21 protein-coding genes are annotated in these 22,713 nt (G+C 72.3%); 13 read left to right on the top strand and 8 right to left on the bottom strand.

The genetic code is table 11. The annotated features are described in order from the left end of the window. Positions 1-178: 178 nt before the first annotated feature. Positions 179-1,978, bottom strand: coding sequence for a M4 family metallopeptidase (locus ACFU97_RS35925; RefSeq protein WP_384264918.1), 1,800 nt, complete (start codon positions 1,976-1,978; stop codon positions 179-181). A gap of 261 nt (positions 1,979-2,239) precedes the next feature. Here ACFU97_RS35925 and ACFU97_RS35920 point away from each other — a divergent pair, with 261 nt between their 5' ends. The 7 genes from ACFU97_RS35920 to ACFU97_RS35890 all read left to right on the top strand — a co-directional run bounded on the left by ACFU97_RS35920 (position 2,240) and on the right by ACFU97_RS35890 (position 10,875). Beyond that, a complete protein-coding gene (locus ACFU97_RS35920) occupies positions 2,240-3,409 on the top strand; it encodes a serine hydrolase domain-containing protein (RefSeq protein ID WP_384264917.1) in 1,170 nt (389 codons plus the stop codon). Positions 3,410-3,537: 128 nt separating this feature from the next. Continuing rightward, positions 3,538-4,977: a CAP domain-containing protein gene (locus ACFU97_RS35915; RefSeq protein ID WP_384264915.1), complete on the top strand. Its 1,440-nt coding sequence runs from the start codon at positions 3,538-3,540 to the stop codon at positions 4,975-4,977. 75 nt (positions 4,978-5,052) lie between these two features. Next, on the top strand, positions 5,053-5,730 hold the full coding sequence (locus tag ACFU97_RS35910) for an AIM24 family protein (RefSeq protein WP_384264914.1): 678 nt from the start codon (positions 5,053-5,055) through the stop codon (positions 5,728-5,730). Positions 5,731-5,926: 196 nt separating this feature from the next. After that, a complete protein-coding gene (locus ACFU97_RS35905) occupies positions 5,927-6,967 on the top strand; it encodes a tetratricopeptide repeat protein (RefSeq protein WP_384264913.1) in 1,041 nt (346 codons plus the stop codon). After that, positions 6,964-8,001: a polyprenyl synthetase family protein gene (locus ACFU97_RS35900; RefSeq protein ID WP_384264911.1), complete on the top strand. Its 1,038-nt coding sequence runs from the start codon at positions 6,964-6,966 to the stop codon at positions 7,999-8,001. The genes ACFU97_RS35905 and ACFU97_RS35900 overlap by 4 nt, the downstream gene beginning before the upstream one ends. 127 nt (positions 8,002-8,128) lie before the next feature. After that, positions 8,129-9,088 (top strand): threonine/serine dehydratase, encoded by a 960-nt coding sequence (locus ACFU97_RS35895; RefSeq protein WP_384264909.1) that lies wholly within the window; start codon positions 8,129-8,131, stop codon positions 9,086-9,088. 191 nt (positions 9,089-9,279) lie between these two features. Beyond that, a complete protein-coding gene (locus ACFU97_RS35890) occupies positions 9,280-10,875 on the top strand; it encodes a serine/threonine protein kinase (RefSeq protein WP_384264907.1) in 1,596 nt (531 codons plus the stop codon). On the opposite strand, the gene ACFU97_RS35885 is transcribed toward ACFU97_RS35890, so the two are convergent. Then, entirely contained in the window at positions 10,867-12,312 is a 1,446-nt protein-coding gene (locus tag ACFU97_RS35885) for a serine hydrolase domain-containing protein (protein WP_384264905.1), read from the bottom strand. The genes ACFU97_RS35890 and ACFU97_RS35885 overlap by 9 nt on opposite strands. A 73-nt stretch (positions 12,313-12,385) precedes the next feature. Between ACFU97_RS35885 and ACFU97_RS35880 the strand changes: the two genes are divergently transcribed. From ACFU97_RS35880 to ACFU97_RS35870, 3 genes are all read left to right on the top strand, one after another. Continuing rightward, positions 12,386-13,357: an LLM class F420-dependent oxidoreductase gene (locus tag ACFU97_RS35880; RefSeq protein ID WP_384264903.1), complete on the top strand. Its 972-nt coding sequence runs from the start codon at positions 12,386-12,388 to the stop codon at positions 13,355-13,357. A 92-nt stretch (positions 13,358-13,449) separates the two neighbouring features. Beyond that, positions 13,450-14,466, top strand: coding sequence for a hypothetical protein (locus ACFU97_RS35875; protein WP_384264901.1), 1,017 nt, complete (start codon positions 13,450-13,452; stop codon positions 14,464-14,466). 93 nt (positions 14,467-14,559) lie between these two features. Beyond that, the gene (locus ACFU97_RS35870; protein WP_384264899.1) at positions 14,560-15,231 is read left to right on the top strand and encodes a DUF2238 domain-containing protein; all 672 of its coding nucleotides are present in this window, start codon (positions 14,560-14,562) and stop codon (positions 15,229-15,231) included. On the opposite strand, the gene ACFU97_RS35865 is transcribed toward ACFU97_RS35870, so the two are convergent. After that, on the bottom strand, positions 15,191-15,691 hold the full coding sequence (locus tag ACFU97_RS35865; RefSeq protein WP_384264897.1) for a DUF6328 family protein: 501 nt from the start codon (positions 15,689-15,691) through the stop codon (positions 15,191-15,193). The genes ACFU97_RS35870 and ACFU97_RS35865 overlap by 41 nt on opposite strands. A 161-nt stretch (positions 15,692-15,852) precedes the next feature. On the opposite strand from ACFU97_RS35865, the gene ACFU97_RS35860 reads away from it, so the two are divergent. Beyond that, positions 15,853-16,203, top strand: a complete 351-nt coding sequence (locus ACFU97_RS35860; RefSeq protein ID WP_384264895.1) for a hypothetical protein — start codon at positions 15,853-15,855, stop codon at positions 16,201-16,203. Between the two features lie 28 nt (positions 16,204-16,231). Here the strand turns inward: ACFU97_RS35860 and ACFU97_RS35855 are convergent, their stop codons facing one another. The 3 genes from ACFU97_RS35855 to ACFU97_RS35845 are packed head-to-tail and all read right to left on the bottom strand — an operon-like array spanning position 16,232 to position 19,311. Beyond that, a complete protein-coding gene (locus ACFU97_RS35855) occupies positions 16,232-17,215 on the bottom strand; it encodes an aldo/keto reductase (protein ID WP_384264893.1) in 984 nt (327 codons plus the stop codon). A 12-nt stretch (positions 17,216-17,227) separates the two neighbouring features. Continuing rightward, complete coding sequence (locus tag ACFU97_RS35850; protein WP_384264891.1) at positions 17,228-17,830, bottom strand: TetR family transcriptional regulator; 603 nt, start codon at positions 17,828-17,830, stop codon at positions 17,228-17,230. Further along, entirely contained in the window at positions 17,827-19,311 is a 1,485-nt protein-coding gene (locus ACFU97_RS35845; protein ID WP_384264889.1) for an MFS transporter, read from the bottom strand. The genes ACFU97_RS35850 and ACFU97_RS35845 overlap by 4 nt, the downstream gene beginning before the upstream one ends. A gap of 158 nt (positions 19,312-19,469) precedes the next feature. On the opposite strand from ACFU97_RS35845, the gene ACFU97_RS35840 reads away from it, so the two are divergent. Then, positions 19,470-19,922 (top strand): SRPBCC family protein, encoded by a 453-nt coding sequence (locus ACFU97_RS35840; protein WP_384264887.1) that lies wholly within the window; start codon positions 19,470-19,472, stop codon positions 19,920-19,922. A 43-nt stretch (positions 19,923-19,965) separates the two neighbouring features. Here ACFU97_RS35840 and ACFU97_RS35835 read toward each other — a convergent pair whose 3' ends face one another. Together ACFU97_RS35835 and ACFU97_RS35830 are read right to left on the bottom strand one after the other, a co-directional pair. Next, complete coding sequence (locus tag ACFU97_RS35835) at positions 19,966-20,682, bottom strand: ribonuclease H (RefSeq protein ID WP_384264885.1); 717 nt, start codon at positions 20,680-20,682, stop codon at positions 19,966-19,968. 31 nt (positions 20,683-20,713) lie between these two features. Continuing rightward, on the bottom strand, positions 20,714-21,514 hold the full coding sequence (locus tag ACFU97_RS35830) for a VOC family protein (protein WP_384264883.1): 801 nt from the start codon (positions 21,512-21,514) through the stop codon (positions 20,714-20,716). A 191-nt stretch (positions 21,515-21,705) separates the two neighbouring features. On the opposite strand from ACFU97_RS35830, the gene ACFU97_RS35825 reads away from it, so the two are divergent. Next, a complete protein-coding gene (locus ACFU97_RS35825; RefSeq protein ID WP_384264946.1) occupies positions 21,706-22,713 on the top strand; it encodes a zinc-binding alcohol dehydrogenase family protein in 1,008 nt (335 codons plus the stop codon).

Genomic DNA, 22,713 nt, shown 5'->3' with positions numbered 1-22,713 from the left:
CCTAGGGCCCTTAATTTCCGCTGTCAATAAAAGAGACAGGAATCGCCTGAAGGTTGCCTGTGAGGTTCCGGTGGCCTTCCCTGGCGGCCAACTCCCGCGCGCGGCACGCCGGCAGCGGCCCCACCTGCCCTCCTGCGGCACGGCGCGCACCGTGCCGCAGGAGCCGGCCACCGCTGGATCAGTGGTGTGCGGCCGGGGTGTTGGCGGCGGTCACGTCGACCGCGGACCAGGACTGGTCGACCGTCTTGTACTCGGTGCTGTTCTGCCCGTAGAGGTCCTTGGCCGCCTTCAGCGTCGCGACGCGCGCGCCGTGGAAGTCGGTGGTGGAGACCATGTAGCGGGTCAGTGCGCGGTAGAAGATGGCGGTGGCCTTGGTGCGGCCGATGCCCTTGACCGTCGAGCCGTCGAAGGTCGGCGAGTCGTACTTGACCCCGCCGATCGTCTTCTGGCCGCTGCCTTCGGCGAGCAGGTAGTACGCGTGCGAGGAGACACCGGAGCCGGCGTGCACCTCGGCGTCGTAGACCTGCGGCGACCAGTAGTCGATCGTGCCCTCGAGCTTGTCCAGCGAGGGGTGGTCGAGCCGGCGCAGGAACTTCTGGTCCAGACCGAGCTTCTCGCCGATCAGGTAGTCCGGCTTGTCCTTCGCGTTGTTGGTGAAGAACTCGACGCTGGAGCCGAAGATGTCCGCCAGCGACTCGTTGAGCGCACCCGGTTCGCCGTACTGGTTGCCGTCCGAGTCCACGCGCGTGGGCTCCAGCTTGGCGGTGGCGTCCACGACGCCGTGGGTGAGTTCGTGGCCGGTGACGTCGAGGACGACGAGCGGCTTCTTGAACATGTCCCCGTCGCCGTCGCCGTAGAGCATGCAGTCGCAGGTGGAGTCCCAGAACGCGTTGGCCACCTTCTTGCCGAAGTGGACCATGGCGTGGGCGCCCTTGCTGTTGTTCTCGATGCCCTTGCGCCCGAAGGTCTTCTTGTAGAAGTCCAGGGTCTTGGTGACGCCGTACTGGGCGTCGGCGGCGGCGCTGTTCCTGCTGGTGGTGGAGCCGTTGCCGAACACGTCGTTGCCGGTGGTCATCTTCTTGCCGCGCCCGAAGCTCTCCAGCTCCAGCCCCTTGGCGTCCCGGGTCTCGGTGCCCCAGTGGCTGGGGTCCTTGAGGAGGTAGGTGGTGCGCGCCGTGCGGGTGGTGGTCAGCGGTATCTCGCCGACGAAGAGCGACTTGCCGGTGCCGTGGGCCGTCGACGGGTAGCGGGCTGCGGCGGACGCCGACGACGACGCCAGGGCTCCGGCGGCCTGCGAGCCGGCGCCGGTGGCGGGGTCGAGCGTCTCGCCGTGCTTGCGCAGCTTCTCGAGCAGGCCGGGCGAGAGGAAGGCGTCACTGTCGGGCGTGTTGCTGCGCACCTTGCCGGTGACGGCGTCGACGACGACCGTGCTGGAGCCACCGCTCTCGGTGGTACCGCTGCCGTCCACGCGCACCTGGTAGGCGAGGGCGGCCCCGCCGTCCCGCGCGTCCACGACGAGTTCGGCGGCCCCGGCGTCACCCTTGGCGGCCGCGGCCGCCTTCTGCCGGGCCTGGCCGGCCGACAGCTTGGCGGAGGTGGCGGCGGTGCGCTGCACGGAGTGGCCGGTGGCCCGGGTGACACCCGCGTACGCCAGCTTCTCGGTGAGGTGGACGACGAGGTCGCCGCCGAGGACCGGCATGCCCTGGTGGGTGCGGGTGAACCGGACGTGCCGGGCGCCCTCCGGGTCGATCATGACGTCCTCGGCCCGCAGTTCGTCACCGTGGGCGACGCCGGTGGCCGAGGAGTGGGCGACGGCGGCGGCTCTCGCGGCGGACACCACGGACGCGGAAGAGGCGTCGGCGGTGGCGACGTGTCCCGCCCCCGTGGCGGGACCCGCGAAAGCGGTGCCTGCGAGGCTCGTGGCGGCCGTCGTCACGGCGACGGCGACCGCCACGTTGCGTATGTGCGGCCTACGCATGGATGAGGGTCCTTCCTTGCAAGGCGGCCGGGTTCACCAACCGCCCTGACGCATGGCGCCGTTGAGCACCATGGGGGCTGGTCGGGCCCCCGGACGAAACCCTTTCGGACGCGTCATGTCCATGTAAAGACTAAAAAGCCAGTTTCCGTGCGATACATGGCAATACTTCGCAAATCCATGCCGCTCGGTGATCAGCGAGTGACCAACCGTGCGTCGACTGTGGAGATGTGACGGGACGGAAGAAAGTTGCCTCGTGTGAATGTGACCCATCTCGCATCCAAGGGCGCGCTCCTCGGAACGGTCGTGCTCTCCCTCCTCGCCGCCCCCGCGCACGCCGCGCCGGCCGGGGCCATGCCGAAGCCCGATCTCGACGGGCTCCGAAACGTGCTGCGTACCGCGCTCAAGCAGGGCGCACCCGGCGCGATGGCCCGGATCGACGACCACGGCTCGATCGCCTGGGCCGCCGTGGGCATCGCCGACCGCAAGAGCGGACGGACCATCAGCAACGCCGACCGGTTCCGCATCGGCAGCGTCACCAAGACCTTCTCGGCCGTCGTGCTGATGCAGCTGGCCGACGAGGGCAGGCTCAGGCTCGACGCCTCGGTCGACCACTATCTGCCGGGCCTGCTGCCCGACCGCACGATCACCGTGCGCCAGCTGCTGGGCCACCGCAGCGGCCTGTACGACTACACCAACGACATGTTCGCGAACGCGACCACCGGCTTCGAGGCGGTCCGCTCCAAGGTCTTCACCTACCGCCAGCTGGTGGACCGTTCACTGCGCCACCAGCGCACGAACGCTCCGGGCGCCGCGTACGCGTACTCCAACACCAACTTCGTGGTCGCCGGCATGCTCATCGAGAAGCTGACCGGTCACTCCGTGAAGACGGAGTACCAGAACCGCATCATCAAGCCGCTGAAGCTGCGCGACACCCTCTACGTCCACCCGGACAAGAAGATCCCCGGCCGCCACGCCGACGGCTACCTCACCCCGGACAGGGCGGGCGCGGCCCTCGTCGACGCGACCGACCAGACGGTGTCCTGGGCGCAGAGCGCGGGCGCGGTCATCTCCAGCACGCGCGACCTCAACACCTTCCTCTCCGCCCTGCTCGGCGGCCGGCTGATGTCGCCCGCGCAGCTGAAGCAGATGGAGCGGATGGTGCCCGTCAACAGCAGCCAGTCCTACGGGCTCGGACTGCGCAGCCGCCATCTGTCCTGCGGTGTCTCGGTCTACGGGCACACCGGCGCCGTCCAGGGCTACTACACGTACGCGTTCGCGACGAAGGACGGCAAGCGCAGCCTCACGGCGCTGGCCAACGTGTCCAACAACGGCCGGGTGCTCAACACGATGCTGGGCACGCTGGAGTCGGCGTTCTGCGGCAAGAAGGCGAAGGACGTGCGGCCCACCGCCGCGCCGGACGAGCGCCAGTAGGCCACTCACCCCGTAGCGGTGGCCGGGTTCCCTGGAGGCCGGTACGTGCCGGGAACCCGGCCACCCTGGTGGACGTTGTCCCCACGAGCCCATCCGAGGCGAGTGGACGACGACACCAGGGCGGCGCGATGAGCGAGTTGGTCCCCGGGGGCAACATGCCCCTTCCGGGCGGCGCCGTGACCGTCCGGGTGCCCGGCCCCTTCGACGTGTCCGCGCTGATCACGGACGACGGCGGCAAGGTCCGCGGCGACGCCGACTTCGTGTTCTACAACCAGCCGTCCGCGCCGGGCGCCCGGCTGGACGGCGACACGCTCACCGTCGACCCGCCCAGGCTCCGGCCCGGGGCCACCAGAGTCACCGTCGTGGTCAGTGCGGCCGACCCCGCCACTCCCCTGGGCCGGCTCCCCTCCCCCGCCCTTCAGGTCTCCGCTGCGGGCGGCCGCTCCCTGGCCCGGTTCGCCCCGCCGCGCCCGCAGCACGAGACGGTGCTGCTGCTCGCGGAGATCTACCGGCGCGGCGACGTCTGGAAGCTGCGGGCCCTCGGGCAGGGGTACGCCGACGGACTCGCCGGTCTGGCAAGGGACTTCGGGGTCGACGTCATCGACGACGCGGCCGGGCCGGCGCCGACACCGCCTGCGCACGCGCCCGTTTCGCCGCCGCCCCACGGGCCCGGTTCGCCTCGGACCCACACGCCCGCCTCGCCTGCTCCTGCCCTGGCGCCCACGGCCCGCCCCGTCGTCCCCACGCCGACGCTCGTCGACCTGCACCCCGCCGGCCCGCCACCCGCCGCCGACCCCGACGGCTTCCTCACGCTGGTCAACTCCGTCCGCGCCAGGGCCGGTGCGCCGCCCGTCTTCCTCGATCCTCGTCTGGCGTCCGCGGCCCGTGCGCACGCCTCGGCCATGGCCGCCGCGGGGCGGCTCGGGGTGGAGGGCGCGGACGGTGTCTCCGTCTACCAGCGGCTGACGGCCACCGGATACGCGTATCTGACGGTCGGCGAGCACCTGGTCTCCGGCCCGCGCACACCCGCCGACCTGGTCGAGTACTGCCTGGGCGACGAGAAGGCGAGCCGCACGCTCTGCGACCCGGCCTTCACGCACGCGGGTCTGGGGTACGTGGGCGACGGGCGCCACGGCGACATGTACTGGACGGCGCTGTGGGCGAGGCCGTTCACGCCGGGTGACCTGGCCCGGACGGCGGCCGAGGTCGTCGACCTCACCAACCGCGAGCGCGCCAGGACCGGTCTGCCCGGACTGACCACCGACGCCCTGCTGACCACCGCCGCCCAGGCGCACAGCGCGGACATGGTGGCGCGCGCGTTCTACTCGCACACCTCGCCGGACGGCAGCCGGCCCTGGGACCGGGCCGCGGCCGCGGGGGCCCGCCGGCGCTCGGTCGGCGAGAACATCGCCTGCGGCCAGCGCTCCCCGGCCGAGGTCGTCGAAGGCTGGATGAACAGCCCCGGACACCGCGCCAACATCCTCAAGTCCGACTTCACCCACATAGGAATCGGCCTCGCGGGCGGCGGAGCGGCAGGCACCTACTGGACCCAACTCTTCGGCGCCTGACCGCCCGCGGTCCCGCCCAGTTCCACCAGGCCCACGATCTTGGCGGAACGTCATCCTCCGGGACAGGATGCCCGCATGAAGGGTTCCCTCTTTTCCAGTGACCACATGGTCCAGCCGGCCACCGAAGCAGGCATGACCGTCGAGAACGCCAAATGCATCAAGTACGCGGTGAACGGCGAGATGCTCGCCCGCCAGGGCGCGATGATCGCCTACCGCGGCAACCTCCAGTTCGAGCGCAAGGGCCAGGGCATGGGCGGCATGCTCAAGCGCGCGATGACCGGGGAGGGACTGCCGCTGATGGCGGTGCGCGGCACGGGCGAGGCCTGGTTCGCGCACGAGGCGCAGAACTGTTTCATCGTCGAGGTCGACCCCGGCGACGAGTTCACCGTCAACGGCCGCAACGTCCTGTGTTTCGACGCCTCGTTGTCGTACCGGATCTCGACGGTGAAGGGCGCGGGCATCGCCGGCGGCGGCCTGTTCAACAGCGTCTTCACCGGCCACGGCAGGCTGGGTCTGGCGTGCGAGGGCAACCCGCTGGTCATCCCCGTATCGGCGCAGTACCCGGTGTACGTCGACACGGACGCGGTGGTCGGCTGGACCGCCGGTCTGCAGACCTCCCTGCACCGTTCCCAGTCCATCGGATCGATGCTGCGCGGCGGCTCGGGCGAGGCGGTGCAGCTGATGCTCCAGGGCGAGGGCTACGTCGTCGTACGGCCGAGCGAGGCGACGCCGCAGCGGGCCCAGCAGCACTGAGCCCGGGAAGTGATCTGCGCCTCAGGAGCAACCTCTCCGGCGGCCACGACGTCTTGATCCGCAACAGGTGATGCCCTGGTCCTCCGGGCCGGGGCGCATTTTCGACGCGCTATACACCCCATGTATACACAGGACGTATACCCCTCACGTATACACCCAGCGTATACATGGCGTGCATACGGACCGAAAGGGATCCATGTACGGCAAGGCATTCGCCCCGGAGTACCAGGGCGCGCTCACCACACTCTCCGTGAACTCCTCGCTGACGGACGTACTGGCCGCCGGCACGCGGGAGTTGAGAGCGGCGGAGCGGGCCGGCGAGCACGGGGAGGCGGCCCGCTCCGGGCTCGCGGTCGCCGAGGCGCACCGCAGGCTGGGGCAGGTCGGCGAGGCCGAGCAGGCATGGAAGGCGAGCTATCGCGCGGCCCGCGAGGCCGGGGACACGGCCGCGATGGCGTGGGCGCTGTGGAGCGGCGGCACCCTGGCCCGGCAGCGAGGCGCCTTCCCGCTGGCCTGGCGGCTGCTGGGCCTGGCGGCCGAACTCGGCGAGCGGGGCGGCGACGTCGTCGTGCGCGGCTACTCGCTCGCGGGACTCGCCGAGACCGGCCGGATCCAGGGCGACTACGAGGCCGTCCGCAGGCTGCACGAGCAGCTGCTGGCCGAGGCACGGCGCCGCGGTGAGGCGCGGCACACGGTCTGGGCGCTGGAGGGCATCGCGCAGATCCATCGCAACACCGGCGAGTACGACACGGCGTTCGCGCTGTTCGAGGAGGCGGCCGCCATAGCCGCGCGGGCCGAGGACCGGCGGGGCCACGCCTGGGCGCTGCGCGGTCTCGCCGACATCGTGTCCGTGCGGGACGGGGACGCCGAGCGGGCGCTGGGGCTGCTGTCCGAGGCGGAGTTGAGCTGCCGGGCGATGAAGCTGTCCAGCGCGCTGGCCTACAACCACAAGATGCGCGGCAACGTCCTGTACCGGGCCGGGCGTTACGCGGAGGCCCGCGACCTGTACGAGCAGGCGCTGGCGGAGTTCCGGGCGATGAGCGAGCCGCGCGGGGAGGCGCTGTCCCGGCTGGGGCTGGCCAAGTCGCTGGCCCGGCTGGGCCGCGACCGCGCCGAGACCGCGGCCGAATTCTCCGTACTGGCTGAGGAGTTGGAGCGGATCGGGCTGCGGCATGCCCGCGAGATGGTGGCCCGTGCCCAGGAGGAGTTCGGTCTGGTCGCGGAGGTGGCCCGGTGACGGCGCTCCCCTCGGTGCTCCGGGCGCCCGCCGACGCCCCGCACGTCCTCGACCGCTGCCGCGCGCTGGTGCGGCCCGCGCTGACGGAGGCCGTCGGGCGGATGCACCCGTGGGTGGGCGAGATGGCCGCCTACTCGTTCGGCTGGTGCGAGGTCGGCGGCAGGCCGGCCGCCGCGCCGGCCGGCAAGGGCGTACGGCAGGCGCTGGCCGTGCTCGGGGCGGAGGCGGCGGGCGCGCCCGGACGGGCCGGGGTGCCCGCGGCGGTCGCGGTGGAGCTGGTGCACACCTTCTCGCTCCTGCACGACGACATCATGGACGGCGACGCGGCGCGCCGCCGCCGCCCCACCGTCTGGAAGGCCTACGGCACCGGGCCCGCGGTCCTCGCGGGCGACGCGCTGTTCGCCCTCGCCGTGGAGACCCTCGCCGCCGAACCGGGCGGAGCGCAGGCCGTGCGGGCGCTGTCGGCCGCGCTGGGCGACCTGGTGCACGGCCAGGCGGACGACCTGCTGTTCGCCGCCCGCCCATGGACGGGACCGCGGCGGGTGCGGCCGCAGGAGTACCGGACGATGGCCGAGCACAAGACGGGCGCGCTGCTCGGTTCCGCGGCCGCGCTCGGCGCCCTGCTCGGCGGCGCGGCTCCCCCGGTCGTCGCCGCCCTCGACCGTGCGGGGCGCCACCTCGGGATCGCCTTCCAGATCGTCGACGACGTCCTGGGCATCTGGGGCGACCCCGCGGTGACGGGCAAGCCGGTGCACGGCGATCTGCGCGAGCGGAAGAAGACGTACCCGGTGCTGGCCGCGCTCGACTCCGGCGATCGTGCCGTCCGGCGGCTCGCCACGCTCCTGGACGACGGCGAGGACCCCGAGGAGGCGGCCGCGCTGATCGAGGCCGCCGGAGGCCGGTCGGCGGCCATGGCCGAGGCACGCCGCCACCTGTCCGCGGTCGACGTGGCGCTCGCCGGCGTCGTCCTGGAGACGGGGGCCGCGCACGACCTGCGGGCGCTGCTGGAGTACCTGGTGCGCCGGGACGTGTGACACGGTGGGGGCGGGGTCCGCACCGCACTCCCCCGCCCCGCCGTCCCCATCAGTTTGACCTGGGCCCTCTCCCGCGTAAGGGTGCGAAGCGGTGCGGCCAGTCACCCGCGCCGAAAGGGTGAGTGTCTTGATCGGGATCTCTGAGGTCGAAGCCGCGGCCGAGCTCATCGCCGGGCATGTCGTACGGACACCGACGCTGCCGAGCCCCGGCCTGACCACGCTGCTCGGCGCCCCGGTCACCGTCAAGCTCGAACTGCTGCAGCGCACCGGCTCCTTCAAGGCGCGCGGTGCGACGGCGAAGCTCCTGTCGCTGACCGACACGGAGCGGGCCGCGGGCGTCGTGGCGGTCAGCGGCGGCAACCACGGGATCGCCCTCGCGATCATGGCCGCCGCCCTCCATGTGAAGGCCACGGTGGTCATGCCGCGCTCGGCACCCGCGCGTGCCGTGGAGATCGCGGAGGCCGCCGGTGCGTCGGTGCGGCTGACGGACGACATGGCCGGGGCCTTCGCGCTCATGGAGCGCTTGCAGGACGAGGGGCTGACCCTGGTCCATCCCTTCGACGACCCGGTGGTGATCGCCGCGCAGGGCACCGTCGGACTGGAGTTCGCCGCGGACGCGGACGAGCTCACCGACGTCCTCGTCAGCATCGGCGGCGGGGGCCTCATCGCCGGTGTCGCGGCGGCGCTGCGGGCGCAGCGGCCGGGTGTGCGGATCTGGGGCGTGGAGACCGAGGGCGCCGAGGCCATGTCGCAGGCGCTGGCCGCGGGCGGCCCGGTGCAGGTCGGCCTGTCGTCCCTGGTGTCCACGCTCTGCGCGCCCGCCGCGTCGCAGCTGACGTACGAGCATGTGGCCGCGCTGGTCCACGAGGTGCTCGTGGTGCCGGACCGGGAGGCGGTGCAGGGCACGCTCGACCTCGCCGACCACGCCAAGGTCTGGGCGGAGCCCGCGGCCGGCTGTCTGCTGCCCGCCGCCCGGCAGGTCCTGGAGCGGGTCGGCGACGACGCACGGCTCGGGCTGGTCGTGTGCGGCGGCAACGCGACCACCGGTGACGTCATGAGCTGGGCCGAGCGCTTCGGGTTGCGCTGATTCCGTGCGGCCGTCGGAGAAATGCGGTCGTTTGAATTCCGGTCAGCAAAAGGCGACTTCACCGAATTGACCCAGCAACGCGTGAACAATGGGGCGCGGACGCCATTGATTCAAGGATCCATTGAACGCATCCCGTCGTACTCCCCGTACCTCTGTGAAAGGTGAGACGCAGGGTTCGACGAGGGATGACCATGGTCAAGGCACATGTCTTCACACAGCAGTTGGTCGCCGGAAGATACCGGCTCGTCGACGTCGTCCACCAGGAGACCAACCGCATCAGCTGGTACGGCAAGGATGTCAGCGCCCAACGCCCTTATCTCCTCACGCAGATAGCCCTGCCGTACGACCCGGACGGTGAGGCCGCGCCCCGCGCGGCCGCCCGCATCATCCGCATGTCCGAGACCCTGGGACTGATGTGCCCCGGGGCGGTCGCCACGGTCGTGGACGCCGTCGAGCAGGACGGCGTCCTGTGGATCGTCACCGAGTGGATCGACGGCACGCCGCTCGGTGAACTCGTCGCCCAGCAGGGCACGTTCAACTACGTGCGGGCCGCCCGGATCGGCCTGGAACTGCTCGACGTGCTGGAGGCGGCGCACAGCGAGGGGATCACCCACTGCGAGCTCAGCCCCGGCACCGTCTTCGTGCGGGACCGCGGCTCGGTCGTGGTCACCGGCTTCGGGCTGGCCGGCGCGACCCTGGCACCGCGCCTCACCGCACCGTCGTTCGCCTCCCCCGAGCAGGCCCGCGACGAGCGCATCGGCCCGGCCGCGGACCTGTGGGCACTCGGCGCGATCCTCTACACGATGCTCGAAGGCCGCCCGCCCTTCAGGGACCGGGACCGGCCCGAGGCCACGCTCAAGGGCGTCGACCGCCTGCCGCTGCGCACACCGGTGCGGGCGGGCCCGCTCACCCAGACCGTGCAGGGACTGCTGCGCAAGAACTCCCGGGAGCGGCTGACCCGCCAGGTGGTCCGCGAGGCCCTGACCCGCGCCGTCACCGAGGACCCCGACGCGACGGTGGCCACCGTGCCCCGGCCCCGGCTGCGGGGCGTCTCCACCGCCGCCTGGCACTCCGCTCCCGCCTGGACCCGGCGGACCATGGCCGCCGGCACGGCACTGGCCGTCGTCACCGTGGTGGTCGCCACGCTCGCCGCCACCGGCCTGCTGCCGGGCACCGGAACGTCCGGGACCGACGCCGCGCCGTCCCGCCCGCCGGTCTCCGCCGGCCCGCCGAGCAGCCGGACCGACGGCCGCGGCGCCTCCCCGTCCGCCTCGCCGACTCCCACCGCGTCGCCGTCGCCCTCTGCCTCGAACACCGCGCTGCCGCAGGGATTTCGGCGCTACACGGCGCCCGAGGGCTTCTCGGTCGCGCTGCCGAAGGACTGGGGCCGGGTGGAGACCCAGCGCGCCGGCGACAAGTCGTACCGCGTGACCTTCGGGACGGACGGCGATCCCCGTGCGCTCGCCGTCACCTACAGCACCGTCGTGGGCCCCGACCCCGTAGCCGTCTGGCGCGACGACGTGCAGCCGGTGCTGGAGAAGGAGGACGGCTTCCAGCGGATCGGCACGATCCGGGCGACGACGTACCAGGGCCACAAGGCGGCCGACATGCAGTGGCTCACCGAGGTCGACGGCACCAGGATGCGCACCTTCGGGCGGGGCTTCCTGCTGGGCGGCGGCCGGAGCTTCTCGCTGCGCTGGGCGACTCCGGCCGCCGACTGGAACGACTCCGCGAACCGGCAGGCCCTGCAGACCGTCCTGCGGACCTTCCGCACCCCCTCAGGCTGAGGGACGGGGCGCGCGCATGGCGCGCAGCGGAGGGTTGTGCAGCGGAGTCGTGGCCCATCGCGCGGTGAACGTCCCGTCCGCCGGCGAGCAGGTCACGCGCAGGCGGTGCGGCGTCTCCAGGAACTGGATGTCCACGGCGAGGGTGCCGTCGTCCGCCCAGCCGCCGCTCACCGCGGTGGGCAGCGGCTCGTCGCCGACGGTCCAGCCCGCCCGACCGACCGGCACGTCGAGGTGGTGCCCGTCCTCGGTGAGCCGCAACGTCCAGCCGTCGGGGCCGGACGTCACCCGGACCCCGGTCAGCCTGGGCTGCCCCGCGCAGACGCCGTCGTACGGGGTGAACTCGGCTCCGGACCAGTCCTGCGTCCGTTCCGGCGGCGCCGGCTTGCCCGGTGCCGGGGGCAGGGTGAGGCGCGCCATCCTGTCCCGCAGCGCCCGGTCCGCAGCCGTGCGGTCCGGCAGCGGCGCGGGCCCGAACGCCGGCAGCAGGTGCCGCCAGACCAGGTTCAGCAGTTCCTGCATCTGCTCGGTCGCGGCGGTCGTGGCGATCACCGCGTCGTGCTCGGGCAGCACCAGGCAGAACTGGCCGTAGGCGCCGTCGCCGCGGAAGCCGTGCCGGGAGTTCCAGAACTGGAAGCCGTAGCCCTGCTGCCAGTCGGACCGGGCGCCCTCGGCCGTACCGTCGCCGTTGCCGATGTGCGGGCGGGCCGCTTCGGCCACCCAGCCCTCGGGCAGCAGCCGCTCGCCCTCCCACACACCGTCCTGGAGGTAGAGCTGCCCGAGCCGGGCGACGGCGTCGGTGGCGGCGTGCAGCCCGCTGAAGCCGAGTTCGCGGCCGGCCCGGTCGCGCAGCCAGGCCGCCGTCCCGATCCCGAGCGGGTCCAGCAGGCGCGGGCGCAGATACTCCGTCAGCGGTTGCCCCGTGACCCGCTGCACGATGGCGGCGAGGCTGTACGTCGTGGGCTGGTTGTAGGCGAAGACGGTGCCCGGATCGCGCTCGGGCGGCAGCAGCAGAAAGCCGCGCACCATGTCCGCGCGGTCGGCGGCGAGCGCCCGCGGCAGGGTCTCGGCCTCGTGCCCGCTGGCCATGGACGCCACGTGCCGCACCAGCATCGCCCGGCTGCGCGGGTCGGTGATGTCGGCGGCGAACTCCGGGAAGTAGGAGATCACCGGGTCGTCGAAGCGCAGCAGCCCCTCGCCGGCGGCGATCGCCGCGGCCGTCGCCGTGAAGCTCTTGCTGAGCGAGTACAGCAGGTGCGGGCGTTCGGCGGTGTACGGCGCCCACCAGCCGGACGCCACGAGACGGCCGTGCCGCAGGATCATCAGGCTGTGCGGCTCGATGTCCGGGGCCGCTTCGAGGGCGTCGAGGAAGGCGTGGACGCCGGCGGCGTCGACGCCCTGGGTTGCGGGGTCGCTGGAGGGCAGCGGGCGGGCACTCATGGAGGCATCCTGCCCCGGTGATCCACGGAGCATGGGACGGTTTTCCGCCGCCCGGGCCGGGGACCCGGCAGTTATGGTGCAATTCGGATACACGATGATGACGGAACAGGCCGGCCCCCGTGAGCTGGTCGACCATGTGGTGCGGGCCGAGGAAGCGGGCTACGACTTCTCGGTGACCTCGGACCACTACTTTCCGTGGCTGCGCTCGCAGGGACACTCGCCGTACGCCTGGAGCGTGCTCGGCGCGGCCGCCCAGGCCACCTCGCGCATCCCGCTGATGACGTACGTGACCTGTCCGACCCGCCGCTACCACCCGGCCGTCGTCGCGCAGAAGGCCGCGACGATGCAGCTGCTCTCCGAGGGCCGCTTCCGGCTCGGCCTCGGCTCCGGCGAGAACCTCAACGAGCATGTGGTGGGCGGTGGTTGGCCCGCCGCCGACGTACGGCACGAGATGCTGGAGGAGGCCGTGGAGATCATCCGCGCCCTCTTCGGCGGCGGTCACGTCAACCGTCGCGGCAAGCACTACGACGTCGAGTCGGCCCGGCTCTGGGACCTCCCCGACGAGCCGCCGCCCATCGGCCTCGCCGTCTCCGGCGAGCAGTCCTGCTCCCTCGCGGGCCGGCTCGCGGACCTCGTCATCGCCACGGAGCCCAAGCCGGAGCTGCTGGACGCCTTCGACCGGCACGGCGGCGCGGGCAAGCCCCGCGTGGGCCAGCTGCCGGTCTGCCACGACCCCGACCGGGACGCCGCCGTGCGGCGGGCCCACGAGCAGTTCCGCTGGTTCGGCAGCGGCTGGAAGGTCAACTCCGAACTCCCGCACCCCGACGCCTTCGAGGCGGCCACCCGGTTCGTCACCCCGGACGACGTCGCCGCGTCGATCCCGTGCGGCGACGACCCGGACGACTTCGTCGAGGCCGTACGGCCGTACGCCGAGGCCGGGTTCGACCAGATCGCGCTCGTGCAGATCGGCGGCGCGTCGCAGCCGGCGTACCTGGACTGGGCGGAGAAGACGCTGCTGCCGGCGCTGCGCGAGGCCTTCGCCTGAGCCGTATAGGCTGCCGGTCTGCGCTTTTGCACCCCGCCCCGCCGCGGACCGCGTCTGCGCAGTCCGACCAGCCCCGCACAGGAGAGTCGTCCGTGACCCTAGCGATCGTCCCGTCCGAGCCGTCCCCCGTCCCGACGTCCGACCTGGTCGCGCGGGACGCGCGCGAGTTCGGGGTCTACGCGCGGACCGGAGGCTGGGCCTTCGGCCTGATGGTGGCGCGCAGCGTACGGCCCGGGGGCCAGGGCGCGGACGAGACGCCGAAGGTGTCGGCGAAGGAGTTCGCCGAGCTGGCCGGCTGCTCCGCCGAGCGCGTCATGCGCTACTACAGGGCCTGGGACCGCGCCGCCGACGACGGTCTCGTCCCGCAGTTCGAGGCGCTCGCGCCGGGCCAGGAGGTGGAGCTGCCGGACGCCGACGTGTGGCTGAGCTACTACGTCTCCCGCAACAGCGCCACCTCCGAGCGCGGCACCGCGATCGCCGAGGCCGCCGAGGCGGAGGGGATCAGGCCGACGAAGGCGCTGGAGGTCGCCGAGAACCCCACCGCCCTGCGCGCCGCGATCCTCGCCGACCCCTCCACCGCGCGGGCGGCGCGCCAGGCGCTCCTGGACCGGGTGCGTGAAGACCCGGACCTCCAGGCGGAGTTGGCGCGCGACGTGGTGCGCACCGACGACCTCAAGAAGGCCGTCGCCACCGAGAGCCGCGCCGCCGACCGGATCGGGTACGTGCGCCAGATCGCCGAGTCGGGTCAGGTCAAGACGCCCGCAGGGCAGACCATCGACGCGCCCGCCGACGTCCGCCAGGAGGCCGAGCGGCATCTGTCGCTCATCGACGAGCTCGACGAGGACGAGGACGCCGGCGAGTGGGCCGGCGAGGCCTACGACACCATGAAGGCGCTCGTCGCCGAGACGGTGGAGGCGGATCCCGAACTGCGCGTCCAGGAGCGGCGGACGAAGTTCTACAGCAGCCTGACGCGGGCGACGAAGGCGTTCGAGGAGCTGACCTTCGACGACGTGCAGGACTTCGCCGAGGACGACATGGTGCAGCGCCTGGAAGAGCTCCAGCAGGCCATCGCCACCTGCCTGACGGCGCTGCGCGGCCCGAAGGACTGAGCGTCGCGGTACCCGGGCGGGGCTGAGTAGCCGTACTCATGCCGCCGCCCGCCCGCTCGGCCAGCATGGGGGCTCTCACCCGAAGGAGCTCCCATGACCGCAGTTGTGCATGCCGCCGCACCGCGCCGGTATCTGCCCGCCGTGCTCGTCGCCGTCGTGGTCGCGGGCATGGCGGTGTCGGCCTGGGGCGCCCGCGACCGCATGACGTGGTTCCTGGAGACCGTGTGGGTCCTGATCGGGCTGCCGCTGGTGGTGCTCACCCGGCGGCGCTTCCCGCTGACGAACCTGCTGTGCTGCCTGCTGGCCGCACATGCGCTCGTCCTGGCGGTGGGCGGTCACTACACCTACGCGCAGGTACCGCTGGGCGACTGGGTGCGCGACACCTTCGGTCTGTCCCGCAACCCCTACGACCGCTTCGGCCACCTCATGCAGGGATTCGTCCCGGCGGTGCTGGTACGGGAGTTGCTCAGCCGCACCTCGCCGCTGCGCGGCAGCCGCTGGCTGGGCCCGCTGACCGTGTGCGCGTGCCTCGCCTTCAGTGCCGTCTTCGAGATGCTGGAGTGGCTGTCCGCCGTGGTCGGCGGGCATTCCGCGGACGCGTTCCTCGCCACGCAGGGCGATGTGTGGGACACGCAGTGGGACATGTTCTGCGCGCTGATCGGCGCCACTGTCTCGGTGCTCGTGCTCTCCCGCCTGCACGACCGGCAGCTCCACGCGCTGGGCGTCACTCCGTCGTATGGCGGCGCCGCGTCCACAGCGGGATGACGTACCAGCACAGCGCGTACCACACGACCACCGCCGCGACGATCCACGGCACCACGGCGTTGTGGGTGGCCACCCGCAGGATCAGCACCAGTGACGAGGTCATGGTGGCGAGCAGCAGCGCGAGGCCGACGAAGGTCATCCGGGAGGCCCACTCGACGGCCTCCGGCTTGACCCGCCGCCCGGAGACCAGACGGTGCAGCGAGACGGGCCCGATGAGCGCGCCGGTCGTCGCGGCGCCGAGGACGACCGTCACGATGTAGATGGTCTTGTCGATCTGCGCCAGCGAGTCGTACTTCTGCTGGAACACGACGGTGAGCAGGAAGCCGAACAGGATCTGCACCCCGGTCTGGGCGACCCTGATCTCCTGGATCAGCTCGCCCCACTTCCGGTCGGCCCGCTCCTCCTCGGTCTCGTGCCGACCCCAGTCGTTGACCTGTGCACCGCTCTTCGTGGCCGGCACGGTTCCTCCACTCGCCTCGACCCGGACGCCTTCCCGGACCGTGTTCCCCGTTCGCGCCGGATTGAGCGGGACGTGCCCGAACTGATCGCTGTTTGGGCGATGGGCGGAGGGTTACACGGTGCGGCATGGTGTACCAAGACCATCCGAGGAGTCAGACGGACATGCCCGCCACCGAGCTCACGGTCACGGTCAGCGGCGGCACGGTCGCCGACGCGCGTGCGGTCGTGCAGGTCCTGGAGCCCGCCTTCGGCAGGCCCCAGGAGGACCTTCCGGCCAGTGACGACGTCACGGTCCACACGGCGCGGTTCGCCCACGATCCGGCGCACGGGCCCACCGGGTCCGAGCATTCCGTGGCCGGCCATCTGTCCGGCGCGGTGACGCTGACCGTGCAGGGATCGCCGCTCGCGGTGGCTACGGCGCGCGAGACGCTCAACCACGCCTTCACCACCCAGGACCAGGGCTCCGTCTCCGGCGACCAGGAGCAGGAGTGGCAGCTGCTCCTGGAGCCGTGAGCGGGCCGCGCGACGTCGTCGCGGCCGGTTACCAGCGGGCCTCGACCTGGTCCTTGATACGGCGGTCGTAGAGGTCGCGGATCGCGGCGTGGGTGGCGTCGTCGAGCCCCGGGAGCCGGGCGGCGTCCGTGTTGGCGCGGGCCTGCTCGGGCGAGCGGGCGCCGGGGATCACGGTGGTCACGCCGGGCTGCTCGACGATCCAGCGCAGCGCGAGCTGGGCCGGGGTGCAGCCCGACGGCGCGAGGGCGGCGAACTCCGCGGCGGCCTCGACGCCCGTCGCGTAGTCCACGCCGGAGAAGGTCTCGCCGACGTCGAAGGACTCGCCGTGCCGGTTGTAGTTGCGGTGGTCGTTGTCCGCGAAGACGGTGTCCTTGGTGTACTTCCCGGTCAGCAGGCCGGAGGCGAGCGGGACGCGGGCGATGATGCCGACGCCGGCCTCCCGCGCGGCCGGGAGGACCTCGCGCAGCGGCTTCATGCGGAACGGGTTGAGGATGATCTGCACGCTGGCCACGTTCGGCCGCGCGATCGCGGTCAGCGCCTCCGCGCAGGTCTCCACGCTCACGCCGTAGGCCGCGATGCGCTCCTCCTCGACCAGGGTGTCCAGGGCGTCGAACACCTCGTCCGAGGAGTAGACCGGGGTGGGCGGGCAGTGCAGCTGCACCAGGTCGATCCGGTCGACGCCGAGGTTGCGGCGCGAACGGTCGTTCCAGGCGCGGAAGTTGTCGAGTACGTAGTTCTCCGGGATCTGCTCGACCCGGCGGCCCATCTTGGTGGCGACCAGCACGTGCAGGTCGGGGCGTCCGGCGAGGAACGCGGCGATGGTCTGCTCGCTGCGCCCGTCGCCGTAGACGTCCGCGGTGTCGAAGAACGTCACCCCGGACTCGGCCGCGGCCTCCAGGACCGACAGGGCCTCCTTGTCGTCGACGTCCCCCCAGTCCGCGCCCAGCTGCCAGGTGCCGAGACCGATGACGGATGCGTGCTGATCAGACCTACCGAAAGTGCGCTCGTCCATGACCTCAGTCTTTCATCCGCCGCCGGCCGGGGTGAGATGCGCCTGCACCGTGGGCGCGTACCGGTCCACCACGTCCTCCAGCGGGGCGCCCCGCACCCGCGTGCCGCGGGCGATCCCGAACATCACCCCGAGGCCGAGCAGGCCCGCGACGGCCAGCTCCGCCCGCAGGCCGGCGTCGGGGCCGTCCAGGCGCGCGGTGAGGCGATCGGTCACCTGGGTGCGGAAGTTGGCGCGCAGGATGTCGCCCTGCGCGCCGTGCAGGGGCGCGAACACGATCCGCAGGAGCGGGTCGGCGCCCTGCTGCGTCTGGCTGACCAGGACGTGCCGGACCATGTGCCGGCCGAGTTCGTCCAGCGGGGCGTCGAGCAGGGCCTCGGCGTCGGCCTCGAAGGACATGACGCGGGCGAACAGCGCGTCCTTGTTGCCGAAGTACTTCAGGATCAACGGTGCGCTGACACCGGCGCGTTCGGCCACCGCCTTGAGCGTGATGTCGCCGTGCGCGTGCCGGGCCAGCAGATACCGGGCGGCCCTGAGGATGGCCGCCTTGGTCGCCTCGGCGTCGCGGCGGGCGGGCGCGGCGCCGGCCGCGGTGGGAGGAGTGCTCACGGCACTCATGCTCCCTCCAGCGCCTCGTCGCGGCGGTCTCGGGTACCGCCTCGGGTACGGCGTGTCGTGCCAGTCCCGGGGTCGCCGGGGATGCTCAGGGCGGCGGCGCCTGCGATCAGGGCGACCGCGCAGGCCATGCCGAAGGCGAGCAGATAGCCGTGCAGGGTGGGCACGAGGGCGCCTCCGACCGGGCTGGTGTGGTGGACGAGCACGGCGGCGACGGCGGCGCTGGAGGTGGCCTGGCCGATGGTGCGCATCAGGACGTTGACGCCGTTGGCGGAGGCGGTCTGCTCGGCCGGGACGGCGCGCAGGATCAGGGTGGGCAGCGCCGAGTAGGCGAGGGTGGTGCCGGTCGACACCACCGTCGCGCCCAGGATGATCATCCAGAGGTCGCGGCTGTCGGCGATGCGCACGACGTAGCCGCAGGCGATGACGGCGGCACCGAGGGCGAGCGTGATGCGGGGGCCGCGGGCGGCGGAGATACGGGCCGACAGGGGCGAGAAGAGCAGCATGGTGACGCCGCCCGGCAGCAGGCACAGTCCGGTCTCCACGATCGACAGCCCGAGACCGTAGCCGGTGGCCTTCGGCGCCTGCACCAGCTGGGCGGTGACCAGGGAGTTGGCGTAGAAGGCGAATCCGGTGAGCAGTGCGGCCACGTGGGAGAGGCCGACGCGGGGACGGGAGACCAGGCGCAGGTCGACCAGCGGCGTCTCGGCGCGCAGCTGCCACCACCACCACAGGGCCAGGACGACGACGGTCGCGGCGAACAGGCCGAGGACCCGTGCGCTCCCCCAGCCCCACTGGCCGCCCTGGGACACCCCGAGCAGGAGGCAGACGAGCCCGGCGGCCAGGCCCAGCGCGCCGGGCACGTCGAACCGTCCGGGCTCCCGTACCGGCGACTCCCTGACCGCCCACCACACGCCGCCGACGCCGAGCACGCCGAGGGCGCTGGTCAGCCAGAACATGGTGTGCCAGTCGTAGTACTGCACGACCAGCGCGGCCAGCGGCAGGCCGAGCGCGGCGCCGATGCCGACGGTGGAGCTCATCAGCGCCACCGCGGAACCCCGGCGCTCGGGCGGCAGTTCGTCGCGCAGGATGCTGATCGACAGCGGCACCACGGAGGCGGCGGCACCCTGCAGGGCGCGGGCCGTGATGAGGACGGCGATGTCGGACGACAGCGCGCACATCACCGAGCCGATGGTCATCAGGACGAGCGCCGAGGTCAGCACTCTGCGCTTGCCGTACATGTCGCCGGCCCGGCCGAGGACCGGGGTGAGCACGGCGCCCGAGAGCAGGGTCGCCGTGACCGTCCAGGAGACCGCCCCCGCCGAGGCACCCGTCAGCCGGGGCAGGTCGGGCAGCAGCGGCACGACCACCGTCTGCATGACGGCCATGAGGATGCCGCCGAACGCCAGCACCGGAATCGTGAGCCGGCCGCGCAGCGGGGCGGCCGCCTCGGTGGTGCGGGGTATCGGTCCTGGCTGGTCCATCGACGCTCCAGTGTGGGGGCAGAGAAAAGGTGAATGCCTATTCACCTTACGCAGTGAATGGACATTCACCCAATTCCTTTTGCGTGGTGGTTTGCCCCACGGGCCACGGGTACCCGCGACGGACGCAACCGGCGTAAGCACGAAGGAGGGAATCACCCGTGTCGCAGGTCGAGGAATCCATCGAGGTCGGCGTCCCGGTCCACACCGCCTACAACCAGTGGACGCAGTTCGAGTCGTTCCCCGAGTTCATGGACGGCGTCGACCGCATCGAGCAGCGCACCGAGACGCTCACCCACTGGGTGACCAGCGTGAACGGCGTGCACAGGGAGTTCGACGCGGAGATCACGGAGCAGATCCCGGACGAGCGGGTCTCCTGGACGACGATCGCGGGCGAGGCCCGTCAGGGCGGGGTGGTGACCTTCCACCGCCTGGACGACGACCGCACCAAGGTCATGCTGCAGATGGACTTCCATCCGGACAACCTCACCGAGAAGGTCGGCGACAAGCTCGGATTCGTGAAGCGGCAGACCAAGGGCGATCTGAAGCGCTTCAAGGAGTTCATCGAGGAACGCGGCCGGGCGACCGGCGAATGGCGCGGCGCGGTCACCTGACGGTCGCCGCGCCGACCGCGCCTTCCCGAGTACGGCGGGGGTCTCAGCCCGAGGCCTCCGCCGTACGGCACTCCGGGTGCCCCCAGCCCTGCGCGTTCTTGGCGATGGACTCACCGGCCGCGTAGGAGCGGCCGCACAGGCAGCGCCCGGGGAACTTCGCCTTGATGGTGCGGGAGGAGGAGCCGCCGCCCTGCCGGGAGGCGCCGGGCTTGCGGCGCGCGCCGCCCGCCTTCGCGGCGCCCTGCTTCGGGGTGTCCGCGGACGCGGGCGGTTCGGCCGATCCGAGGGCGCTGCCCGCGGGCTCCTGGATCTTGGCCGCCTGGCTGGCGGCGCGGTCGGCGAAGTCGTTGAGCCGGTCGCCGTCGACCTGGTGCGCGGGCACGTAGCGGAAGTCGACCGTGCGGCCGTCGAGCAGAGCGTCGATGCGCACGACCAGTTCCTGGTTGGCGACCGGCTTGCCGGCGGAGGTCTTCCAGCCGTTGCGCTTCCAGCCGGGCAGCCAGGTGGTGACCGCCTTCATGGCGTACTGCGAGTCCATCCGGACCTCGAGCGGGACACTCGGGTCGGTGGCCGTCAGCAGCCGCTCCAGCGCGGTGAGTTCGGCGACGTTGTTGGTGGCCTTGCCGAGCGGCCCCGCCTCCCAGCGGGCCGGGGTCTCCGTCTCGTCGGCGACGACCCAGGCCCAGCCGGCCGGACCGGGATTTCCCTTCGAAGCCCCGTCGCACGCGGCCACAACACGTTCACGCATGCGCCCGATCATGCCATGGACCGGGGTGCCGCCCGGCCCGGGTTCAGGAGACGTCGGTGGTCTGCGGCATCTCGCCGGCCGTCGTCGTGACGTCGATGACCGAGAAGTTTGCGCCCTGCGGGTCGCTGAGCGCGGCGAACCGGCCGAAGGGGCTGTCCATCGGCCCGAACCGCAGCACGCCGCCGAGCTTGGTCGCCCGGGCGACGGCGTCGTCGCAGTCGGGGACGGTGAAGTAGACGTTGATGTACGGCGGCACCTCGGGCGGGAAGTCCTCCGTCATCTGCATCCGGCCGAGCACGGTGTTCCCGCCCAGGTCGAACATGCGGAAGTTGATGGCGTCGTCCTGCAGTTGCTTGGCCTCGTAGCCGAAGACCGAGGTGAAGAAGGCGTCGGACCTGCCCGGTTCACGGGTGAAGACCTCCGCCCAGCAGTACGCCCCGGGCTGCTGCGGCGGTGCCTCGAACCCCTCGTGGGTGCCCGCCTGCCAGACGCCGAAGACCACGCCACTGGGGTCGCGGCTCAGGCACATCGTGCCGAACTCGCCGACCTGCATGGGCTCCATCAGCACCTCGCCGCCGTTGTCACGGATCTTGGCGGCGGTGGCGGCGGCGTCCGCGGAGGCGAAGTACAGACACCACTGCGACTGGCCTTCCTGCCCGGACATCGGCGGGACGACGGCGGCCACCGCCTTTCCGTCGGCGTAGGCCTGCGTGTAGTTGCCGTACTCCGACGACGACTCGCCGAAGGTCCAGCCCAGGACGTCGCCGTAGAAGGTCTTGGCGCCCTCGAGGTCGCCGAACATCGCGTCGGCCCAGCAGGGGGTTCCCTCAGGTTGTACGGCCATGACTCGGCCCTCTCCCGAATAGGTGGAATCTGGTCCGTTTCCTCACGCTAGCCATCCCTGCGGCGAAGCGCGCGCCGAACGCCGGGGTCCGTTTCAGACTGGGGTGAGGGGCCGCGGAGCACGGGGATCGGGCCCTCACGGCGGGGGGAACGGACGGCGACGGGACGGGGTGCGCGATGACGGACGGGACCATGCGGGCATGGACGGTGCGGACGGCCGGGCCCGTCGAGAAGGGCGGGCTCCGGTACGGGGAGAAGCCGGTGCCGCGGCCGGCGGACGGCGAACTGCTCGTGCACGTGCGCGCGTGCGGGGTGTGCCGCACCGATCTGCACGTGACCGAGGGCGACCTGCCGGTGCACCGGGAGGGTGTGACGCCGGGGCACGAGGTGGTGGGCGTGGTGGCCGGGCTCGGGGCCGGGGTGGAGGGCTTCGCGACCGGCGACCGGGTGGGGGTCGCCTGGCTGCGGCACACGGACGGCACGTGCGCGTACTGCTCGCGCGGGGACGAGAACCTGTGTCCGGCATCGCGCTACACCGGCTGGGACGCCGACGGCGGCTACGCGGAGTACACGACCGTGCCGGCCGCCTTCGCCCACCGGCTGCCCGGTTCCGTCGACGACGTGGCGCTCGCGCCTCTGCTGTGCGCCGGGATCATCGGGTACCGCGCGCTGCGGCGGGCGGCGCTGCCGCCGGGCGGACGGCTCGGGCTGTACGGGTTCGGGGGCAGCGCGCACCTGTGCGCCCAGGTGGCGCTGGCCGAGGGCGCCAGGGTGCACGTCCTCACCCGCGGGGCGGCGGCGCAGCGGCTGGCGCTCGAACTGGGCGCGGCCTCGGCGCGGGACGCGTACGCGATGCCGCCCGAGCCGCTGGACAGCGCGATCCTGTTCGCGCCGGTCGGCGATCTGGTGCCGGTCGCGCTGCGCGCGCTCGACCGCGGCGGCACGCTCGCGGTCGCCGGCATCCACCTCAGCGACACCCCGCCGCTGCACTACGAGACCGAGCTCTTCTACGAGAAGCAGCTCCGCAGCGTGACCTCCAACACCCGTGCGGACGCGCGGGAGTTCCTGGCGCTGGCGGCCCGGCACGGCGTGCGCGCCACCACGCACCCCTATCCCCTGTCGCGGGCCGACGAGGCGCTGCGGGACCTCAAGGCCGGGCGGTTCGACGGCGCCGCGGTGCTGGTGAACGACGGGTCCTGA

It is taken from the genome of Streptomyces sp. NPDC057616 (genome assembly GCF_042800575.1).
In the GTDB taxonomy this organism is placed as follows: domain Bacteria; phylum Actinomycetota; class Actinomycetes; order Streptomycetales; family Streptomycetaceae; genus Streptomyces.
The sequence above is the reverse complement of the archived record's forward strand: the minus strand, read 5'-3'. Positions and strand labels throughout refer to the sequence as shown.